Consider the following 9,899-nt stretch of genomic DNA (forward strand, 5'->3'; position numbering starts at 1 on the left):
TTGACTATGAGAACTAATAAAGTCGTCTGGAGTGAAGGACTGTTCCTGCGTCCACAGCTTTTTCAGCAGCAAGAACGTTACCATGAATATTTTTCCCATAAGCGAGCGGCGACGATCACGCCTTTTTTTTGGGGGTTCTCACAGTATGAGGTCGATCGTGAAGCGCTGGCTTACGGTAAGCTGGTTTTGCGTTCAGGATCCGGAGTCTTGCCCGATGGTACTCCCTTTGATATTCCCGGGCATGCAGCCTTACCAGATCCGCTAACTATTTTGCCTGAACATTTAGGCAAGCTCATTTATCTGGCGGTCCCGCTACGTCTGGATAATAGCGATGAAACTATTTTTGATGGTAACGATATAGGCTCGCTGGCCCGCTTCAGTGCAAAAGAAGAAGAATTAAACGACACCAACGCTATCAGACAGGGGCCTAAACCGGTACAGCTGGCTCAGCTGCGATTAAGGTTGGTTTCTGAAGGAGAAATGACCGAGTCCTGGATTGGCCTGCCATTAACGCGCGTTCGCGCTATTCAACCAGATGGGAGCGTATTGTTACATACTGATGATTATATACCGCCAATTACCGGTTATGCCGCAAATGATTTGTTAAGCGAATGGCTTATTCATCTGAATGGACTGGTTAAAATGCGTGCCGACATGCTGGCGATGCGGTTATCGAATAGCGATGGTAAAGCCAGCGCCAGTGCAGAGATCGTTGATTATTTGTTATTACAGATCTTTAATAAATACGAGCCAATATTTGATCACTTCCGTCATATACCTGAACTCCCTCCGATCACCTTCTATCAGGAGCTGGCGAAATTTGCCGGTGAATTATCCACGTTTATTCGGGTGAAGACCCGTCGGCCCCGGCAAGCGCCGGGTTATGAACACGCCGATTTGTACGCCTCTATCCGTCCTCTGGTTGACGAGGTGCATGAGCTGTTAAATCAGATTCTCGTGCGCGCAGGTCAGTTAATTACGCTCGAACCACGGGGCAATGGCGTATGGTCCGCAACCTTACTCCCGGCAGAATTGCGCAGTTTTTCTAACCTTGTACTGGCGGTTACCGCGCAAATACCAATGGATGTATTACAACATCAGTATGCTGCTCAGGCAAAAATTAGCGCTCCTCAACAACTGCGTGAGCTGGTGCGGTCGCATTTACCCGGCCTTGAGATAAGCGCTTTGCCCGTTCCTCCGCGACAGATCCCCTACAGTTCGGGTTATGTCTACTTTGAACTAAATAAAGCGGGACCTTTTTGGGAAAAAGTTTCCAGTACAGGTGCAATTGCTATACACGTCGCAGGTGATTTCCCCAGCTTGAAAATGGAACTCTGGGGAATCAGGGACTAATGGCCGTGAGTAATGAACCTAATATTGCCGATGAGCTCGCTGCTTTTTCGTCTGGCACCCTAAGTGAAACCGGCTCGCAATCGCAGGGAGACTTTTTGCTCGATCATGGCGATCCCTTTAATTTTGCCAGACCGGGTAGCAACCGAGGGGCCAGCGATGCAGATAGCGCACAGCTATCTTCACTTTACGATGTCAATCAGTTGCGCACTGCCAGCGTACAGCAGCGAGTTGCAAAGGTGACCGCATCTGAAAAACCGCTACTGGAGGCTGCTCAGCCGCTGCTACGTGCCCTGAGCGAAATGCCTGAAGTCGTCAAAAGTAAAGAGCAGGTATGGCTGCTAAAACAAGCGCTGAAGAATGAGGTTTCGCTCTTTAGCGTTGTCTGTGACGAAGCGGATATTTCGTGGAAAAAAATGGCTATCGTCCGTTACTGCCTGTGTACTTCGTTAGATGAGGCTGCTCACGGTCGGCCTTGGGGCGTTGAATCAGGTTGGTCGCAGAGTAATCTTCTTAATCATTTCGAAGGCGATAATGACGGGGGCAATAAATTCTTTTTGCTCGTAGGCCGACTTTCAATGAATCCACGGGAGTTTGACGATGTTCTGGAAATATTACTGCGGATTCTGGGGCTGGGGTTTGAAGGCCGCTACAGCATTATTGAGAACGGTGAACGGCAGCTGACCCGTATTCGGCAGCGTCTGTTGACGTTGCTACAAAGTATGAGAGACAGCGCGCCGGATCATCTCTCTGCTCACGGATTGCCGCTGAGAACCGGTAAACAGCGCCGTCGTATTTATATTCCGCTGAGAGTTTCATGGTTATTTGCTGGCGTATTACTTGCCGGGAGCTTCATAGCCCTCAAGTATTTTCTTATGCAGCCAGAATTACGTATACAGCACCAGATGCAGAGTCTGGAAAGACTTCCTGTTGCTCAGATTGCACCCCCCATGCGATTGCGCCTTGCTATTTTGTTAAAAAATGAGATCGCCCAGAAACTCGTCATGGTGGTGGAAACAGATAAACAAAGTGTGGTGACATTTCGGGGGGATTCCATGTTCGCCGTCGGCAGCGATTCGGTTTTACCTCGCATGCGTCCAGTTTTACAACGTGTGGCGGATGAGATACGACGCGTTAAAGGGAGAGCGTTGGTGGTGGGATATACAGATTCAATGCCTATCAATAAGCCGGGATTCCCTGATAACCAGGTGCTATCGGTAAAACGAGCAGAAAATATCGCACGCTATCTTCAACAGTCAGGCATACCCGCCAGCAATATTCGGTACGAAGGGCATGGAGATCAAAATCCGTTAGCCAGTAATAAAACGGTTGAAGGTCGGGCCAAAAACCGACGTGTGGAAATATTTGTCAATTACTAATGGATTAGTCATGTCAGTATTTAATAGATTATTCAGTGGGCAGGGACTAAAGCGATTTTTGTTGATAGCTTTTTTTTGTTTGCTTGGTGCTGCTATCTGGTTTTTAGGTCCCATGCTGGGGGTTGGTGATGTTCGCCCGCTGGAGCCGATAGATAGCCGGATTATACTCCTGTTCACTCTTTTTTTATTATTTCTAATTTGCTGGCTCCGTTTGCCAGTATTTATTTCAATTGCCCTGATATTAAGTGTCTCTATTTGGATTATAGGGCCTTATTTGGTAACCGGGAGCCGTTATCCATTGAAGGATATGGGCGTTCGTCTGGCTATTATTATCGTTATTCTTACGCTGACGTTATTATATTCGCTATGGTGTCTTTTGCGGGCAATGACAATAAACCCCGCACTGCTAGACAGGTTTATAAAAAGTAAGCCACAGGTGCAGCAATCTGATAATGATCAGAAGATGATCAGCGCCATCATTAAGCAGGGGATTCGCTATATGGAGCGTATCCATCGGACTGCACCTTTATGGCAGCGCTTTTTATTTATTAACACGCGCCAGAGATTTCCCTGGTTTTTAGTGATGGGAACACCCGCTTGCGGTAAAACAACAATGTTATTCTCTTCAGGTCAGGAGTTTCCTTTACCAGAGCAGCTGAATCGCAAAGACAAAGAGAACCCGCCAACTGAGAGCTGTGAATGTTTGTTCACCAATGACGCAATTTTTCTTGATACTGCAGGAAAATACACCCAGGTTGATGATGGCTCTCAGAAGGAATGGGATTATCTGGCGCAAGCGCTCAGGAAACATCAGTTAGAGTGTAATTTTAGTGGCGTGATACTGGCACTTTCCGCTGCGGATATCCTGAACAGAACGACGTCAGAACTGCTGTCAATTTCAGCGACCTTGCGTGCCAGACTGTACGAATTACGTCAGCAAACCGGTGAGCACTTTCCCGTTTACCTGACGATTACCAAGTTAGATCTCTTAACCGGATTTGAAGAATACTTTCGTAATCTCACAGCCGCAGAGCGCGAGCAGATATGGGGAGTAACTCTGCCCTGGCAGCAAGGGAAGACAATTACAACGGATGAACTGAAAACGACGCTTGATAATGAGTTTTCCTTATTAGAGGAGCGCATTAGCAGCGTGATGTATTTACGTCTGCAAGAAGAATATGATGTAAGCGACCGTAAGAATATGTATGCCTTTCCTCAGGATTTTCATCTATTGGCGCAGAAAGTTATTGAGGTTATCAGAAATATTTTTATCGCTTCCCGTTATGATGATACTCAGTTTAATTCTACTCTCAGGGGTGTTTATTTTAATAGCAGTTGTCAGGCCGGTTCCGTAAGATTACTCAATAATAGTACGCTATTAAGGAAGTGGACTAATTTAGTTGAGAATGATAATCCGACAACGCCGTCATCACTGTTGGATAAAAAGGATGATGAGGGATTGCTAAATCACTCATTTTGGGGGAAAAGTTATTTTTTAAATAGTTTATTTAGAGATGTGATCGTTAAAGATCGGGGCCTGGCCGGATACAGTGTGCCTTTGCAATCTAAGTTTATGTTAAAAAATATCATGGGACATACTCTTATATGGGGTGGTATTCTTTTTCTAATATCAGGGCTTTCTACAAGCTATTATCTTAATCGAGATTACTTAAAAACAATAGAAGTTAGAGTTGATAACCTTGATAAACAGGCTGCCTATTATATTAAAAATCCAGGTGAGAAATTATTACCGCTCCTGTTGGATAAAACTCAGCTATTATCATCATATGACGATCTGGATATTAGCAATCCCGATTTAGGTTGGCGATATGGCCTTTATACTGGCAGTCAAATATTTCAAGGGGCTGATAAGTTATATCATTACTTTTTGCAACACTATCTACTGACTCAAATTGAGACAGAAAGTGTCAAGGCATTGAATGATGCGATACAGAACCGCGATGAAGATGAGATATGGAACGAATTAAAGCTATATCTGATACTTGCAGGACAGGGGGATAGAAAAAATGATTGGATGATAAAGGCGATTGCTGATCAGTGGGAAAAGAGTAATTTAATTCAATTTTACAAAAGCCGTGAGCAGTTTTTATTTCATTTAAACAATATCTTCAATGATCCTCAATGGAATAACTATATAAAGAAACCGGATATTGAGTTGATTAAATCGGCTCGTTCAATACTGAATCAGAAATCGTCGACGATGCGTATCTGGCAACAGCTAAAGCGCGGCATGATGGCTGAGTATCCTGATAACGTGACTCTTACCAGAATGACCGGTGAGGATAGTCATCAGATTTTTACTCTGGAAGGGAGTGCACTAAACCAACAAGGCATTCCGGGTATTTATACGCGTTCAGCCTGGAATCATCTGGTTAAAAAAAAATTCTTAACAGATCTGGTAACGCTGCAACGTGAAGATGACTGGGTAAGTGGCCGTAAAGTACAAATGAGTAATCCGTTCGCGCAACGTGAAGAAATTATGAAACTCTATTTCCAGGAATACACCAGTTACTGGCAGTCTTTTCTGGCGAATATCAGGTTGAGTAATTTTAGCTATGTCACAAACAATAATCCTGACATGCCGTTAAACATAGCCTTACTTCGCACTCTGTCTGTTGGTAATTCTCCTTTGGTGACGTTGCTGAATAATGTCGTCTATGAAACCACATTAGCACCAAATGACAATAAGATTCTTGACGGTATAGATTTAAAGATGAATCGTGGGCGGGTAATGGATCAGGCACAAAACATCGCTAAGAAAGTCAGTGAAAATGAACAGCAACTGGTTAAAAAAAATGTTGATGCTAATTTTAGTGCTCTGCGTTTCTTTGTCAAAGGCTCGGGCCCGGCTGGCGTAGGGGGCGATGCTGGTCAAACATTATCCGGGACGGGTCTTGCCCGACTGATGAAAATGTTAAATGAACAGTATACCCGTTTGGTTATTTATAATGATGAAATAAAAAATGGGGATATACCCCCTACCAGCGAAGCAAGCAGCCAACTTATTGCTGAATCAAGAACCTGGCCGGACCCAATAAGAAATATTGTTTCTCCATTACTTACTCGCTCCAATGCTAAAATGAAAAGCAGCGCTATTCAGCTCAGCGTTGACTCTATTGATAAAGGACCCGGGGCCACTTGTCGCAATCTTCTGGCGGGGCGTTATCCATTTTCTGATAGCGAAAAGAATGTTCATCTTGCCGATTTTGAACGTTTTTTTTCGTCAGGTGGGATAGTGGATTCATGGTTCAGAGAGCACCTTGCAGGCAAGGTTGATACTTCCAGCTACCCCTGGCGCTTTAAAGGAACGACGGACAGTAAGGGGTTGGCTTTTTTCGAAAACGTTGACAGTATTCGCAATGCATTTCTTACCGCTAATGAAGGGAAAAAATTAGCGCTCAGTTTTTCTGCCTCAATTCGCTATTTATCCCCTTCTATTACACAGCTCAATATGAATATGGATGGCGATAATTTTGATTATTCGCATGGTCCGCTTACAACACATTATTTTACATGGCCGGGGAATAAAAAGGGAACAATCATTAGCATGGTTGCGCATAGTCAGCAAGCCAGACCAGCGCCTGTTACAAGCAGTTTACCCAAAGATCATTGGGATGCATTACGCTGGCTTAATGATAAGAGCCAGCCGATCCGAACTAAGGATGCGTCGGCATCTGGCAACCTGATCTATCGCGGTCCATGGGCTTTGTTACGCTGGCTGGATGCAGCGGATAGCGTTCGTCAGCAGGACGATGGAAGCCTGCTTTTGAGCTGGAAGATTGGTCCGGGCCGCGTTGATATTCAGATTGATGGATTGAATGAATCTGCCCAACTGCCAGGCGAACTATTACGAAAATTTCGCTGCCCTGGCAGCGATTTCGGGAGATAAATATGATGTTAAATTTCGTTAGCCCGCGCATAAAAACTTTTCTACCATCAGCGATTGGCAATCAGCGAAGGCTGGGGATTTATCGATCTACTGATCTACACTTTTGCCGTTGGTTGCAATATGTATCACTCAATATGCAGCTACCATTACCGTTATCAGAAAGCTATCCTTGGTGCTTCGTTTCTCCCGCATACACTATCAATCAGCAGCACTTCATCATGGGGGCTTTTCTTCCTGCGTGGCAAATAATAAAAAATCGACCAGGGGCCTTATATGTAATAATCAGGAAAGAGAATGTCATTCGCCTTCTTCAGCATGCCGGAAATGAAACGCTGCCATTTTTTATGATGCGGATTTTAGCTTTATTGGATGCGCGGGGAGAGCAAGAGGAATATAAAAAAAACATCTATTCCTGGCTCCTAAGGTTGCAATGCATGTTGCCCAAAATGCGATGCTCCAGGCAATTAATTTATGTTAATGGAAGACGCTGGGAAATAGATTCTCTTCGGCTACAACTTTGTGATTTTGATTTCCGCTATCAAAGTGAAGATGGAGTGGAGGTGATGCCATGGTTAGACTGGCCTAACTGTATCCTAAGTCAAAAAAAAATATGGTTATGGAGACAAAAAAGAGATGGAAAAATACTTGATCTGCAAAAATTAGACTGGCCGGATGAAAAAAAATCTTAGACGCACTTTATTCATGATTAAGTGATTTTTTAATATATCAGGTATAATTATGTCCCGTACAATTACGCTTAAAAGTGCAGCGATGCCCAGCTTATTGGGAGAGCCTGCTTTAGTATTATTCAGATTAGATGGAGAGGAATCATTTTCAACGTTATATAGCTACACCCTAACGATAAAAACACCCGATAATCCACAAATTCCGTGGCAGGCGGCATCGAATATTGATTTGAAGGCTTTAATCGGTAAAGAGATGACTGTCGTTATGGAACTTGATGGTAACGGCCTGGACTGTACTTGTGGTATCGGTAAAGGGCAGCGTGAAATTTCAGGGATAGTTGAAAAGGCATGTTATGTTGGACGTGATGCTAATCAGGCTATGTTTGAAATAGTTATTCGCCCCTGGTTGTACCTGGCCACATTAACCAAAGATTTTAAAATATTTCAGAATAAAACAGTTCTGGATATTATTGAGGAAGTACTTCTTGAATATAACTTCCCTTTTGAAAAGCGGCTCTCTGCGGTTTATCCAGCACTGGATTTTCAAGTGCAATATGGTGAGAGTGACTTTGCTTTCATTGAGCGCTTAATGGAAGAGTGGGGAATTTACTGGTTTTTTGAACATAATCAAGAGAAGCATAAACTCATATTGGTTGATCATGTTGGTGCTCACAAGGCTTATTCCAGTGAGGCATATCGCGTCATTGAATATATACCGGAGTCACCTAAGGCTGGTGAGGAGTATATCAGCCAGTTTCATCATAAAGAGTCAATTACCTCTGGTCGCTGGGTAACCAGTGATTATGACTTTACCAAGTCACGTGCTGATATCATTGCACTGGATATAAAACCGCGACAAACCAGCTTTAATAATATGGAAATTTTCAGCTGGCCCGGAGACTATGAGCAACCTAATATTGGTGAGCAGCTGGCGCGTGTTCGAATGGAGGAGCTGGGTGCAATAGGATCGCGTGCCTTCGGTTCTGGTGAGATACGTGGCATTGTTTGCGGGGCTAACTTTGAGTTAAAAGGTTACCCGGTGAGTAAGGTCAACCGTGAATATATGGTGATTTCCAGTCATCTTCTGGTGCAGGAAATTGATCAGGGCGCCCGTAGTGATCAGTTTAGTATTAACTGTTCATTTACCGTCCAGCCCACTAGCAAAATATACCGTCATCCTCAGATTATCCCCCGGCCGCGTACAAATGGCCCGCAGAGTGCAATCGTCGTTGGACCGCCAGGAGAAGAGGTTTGGACCGATACTTATGGGCGGGTAAAGATTCGATTTGTATGGGATCGCTATGGGAATAATCGTGAGAACGATTCATGCTGGGTACGCGTGAGTCAGGCCTGGGCAGGTAATGGTTTTGGCGGTATTTATATTCCACGTATTGGCCAGGAAGTTATCGTTGAATTTATTAATGGCGATCCTGATCGACCCATAATTATGGGTAGTTTATACAATAATGTGACCCAACCGCCCTGGTCTCTGCCGTTCAATGCCACACAGAGTGGTCTGATAAGTCGTACGATCGGCGGTGGTTGTATGAACTACAATGGCGTGCGATTTGAAGATAAGCCGGGGCTGGAGACCTACTGGGAACAAGCTGAACGCGACATGATCCGCCTGACTAAAAATAACGAATGCCAGACGATCGGCGTTAATTCATCTATGCAGGTTGGTTGTAATCGTGATGCTGTTATCGGCGGTGATCTATCATCAAACGTGGCTAAATGTGCCTCATATATTATAGGCAAAGATACCAGTTACAGCATTGGTGGTTGCTATGGCATGGTTGTTGGGCAGAATTTTAACGCCACTATTTCTGGCCTGTGTAACAAGTTAGTCGAAGGGTGTTCAACATTAAAAGTTGGCGGCGCTTATGACATCACGGTCGGCGGTGCACATGCCGTCACTGTTTGTGGCTTGAGTGCGAACAATGTTGGCGGCGCTTATTTGACAACTGTTGGTGGGGCGCATCTCACGACTGTCGGAGGGCTTTCTGCAACCACTGTAGGAGGCGCATGGCAGGCGACAGCCGGCGGAGCAGCGACTCTATTTGGTGGCGGTAAAGTCGCCGTTGGCGCCGGTGGAGAGCTGATTCTATCAGGTAAAATTATCAAGATCATTGGTAAAGAAAAAGTCATCATCCAGGGTGGGCAGGTCCACATTAATCCCGGAGATGGCGATGAATGCTGTGGTGGCGGTGGCGGTGGCGGTTGCAGCATTGGCCTCGGAGGAATGGCTGCCCTTTGCGGACTGGGATCCCTGAAATCACTGGCACTTATCGAAGGTGGATGTGGATTACCGATACCTCTACCTCCGCTGCCGGTGCCGATTCCGGTGCCGATTCCGGTGCCGATTCCGGTGCCGATTCCGGTGCCGATTCCGGTGCCGATGCCGCCGATACCGCCGATGCCGCCGATTCCGGTTCCACCGATACCGCCGATACCGCCGATACCGCCGATACCGCCGATTCCGGTTCCACCGATACCGACGCCAGGCCCAACGCCGCAGCCGGGTCCAACGCCGCAGCCAGGCCCAACGCCGGAGCCAGGTCCAACGCCGGAGCC

5 protein-coding genes are annotated in these 9,899 nt (G+C 45.5%); all 5 read left to right on the forward strand.

Going from position 1 to position 9,899, the window contains the following annotated elements:
• Window positions 1–6 precede the first annotated feature (6 nt).
• Entirely contained in the window at window positions 7–1,353 is a 1,347-nt protein-coding gene (tssK, locus tag BM191_RS13480) for a type VI secretion system baseplate subunit TssK (protein ID WP_092879024.1), read from the forward strand.
• Complete coding sequence (gene tssL / locus BM191_RS13485; protein WP_092879026.1) at window positions 1,353–2,729, forward strand: type VI secretion system protein TssL, long form; 1,377 nt, start codon at window positions 1,353–1,355, stop codon at window positions 2,727–2,729. Before tssK ends, tssL begins: the two co-directional genes overlap by 1 nt.
• A gap of 10 nt (window positions 2,730–2,739) precedes the next feature.
• Window positions 2,740–6,639, forward strand: coding sequence for a type VI secretion system membrane subunit TssM (gene tssM / locus BM191_RS13490; RefSeq protein ID WP_092879028.1), 3,900 nt, complete (start codon window positions 2,740–2,742; stop codon window positions 6,637–6,639).
• Window positions 6,640–6,641: 2 nt separating this feature from the next.
• The gene (locus tag BM191_RS13495; RefSeq protein ID WP_143088832.1) at window positions 6,642–7,328 is read left to right on the forward strand and encodes a hypothetical protein; all 687 of its coding nucleotides are present in this window, start codon (window positions 6,642–6,644) and stop codon (window positions 7,326–7,328) included.
• 49 nt (window positions 7,329–7,377) lie between these two features.
• The coding region (locus tag BM191_RS13500; RefSeq protein WP_092879036.1) for a type VI secretion system Vgr family protein at window positions 7,378–9,899 on the forward strand (2,522 nt) is incomplete at its 3' end.

Source organism: Izhakiella capsodis (assembly GCF_900115045.1).
Classification (GTDB): Bacteria; Pseudomonadota; Gammaproteobacteria; order Enterobacterales; family Enterobacteriaceae; genus Izhakiella; species Izhakiella capsodis.

Coding starts and splice junctions, on each gene's coding strand:
- tssK (WP_092879024.1), top strand. CDS start 7: ATGAGAACTAATAAAGTCGTCTGGAGTGAAGGACTGTTCCTGCGTCCA.
- tssL (WP_092879026.1), top strand. CDS start 1,353: ATGGCCGTGAGTAATGAACCTAATATTGCCGATGAGCTCGCTGCTTTT.
- tssM (WP_092879028.1), top strand. CDS start 2,740: ATGTCAGTATTTAATAGATTATTCAGTGGGCAGGGACTAAAGCGATTT.
- BM191_RS13495 (WP_143088832.1), top strand. CDS start 6,642: ATGATGTTAAATTTCGTTAGCCCGCGCATAAAAACTTTTCTACCATCA.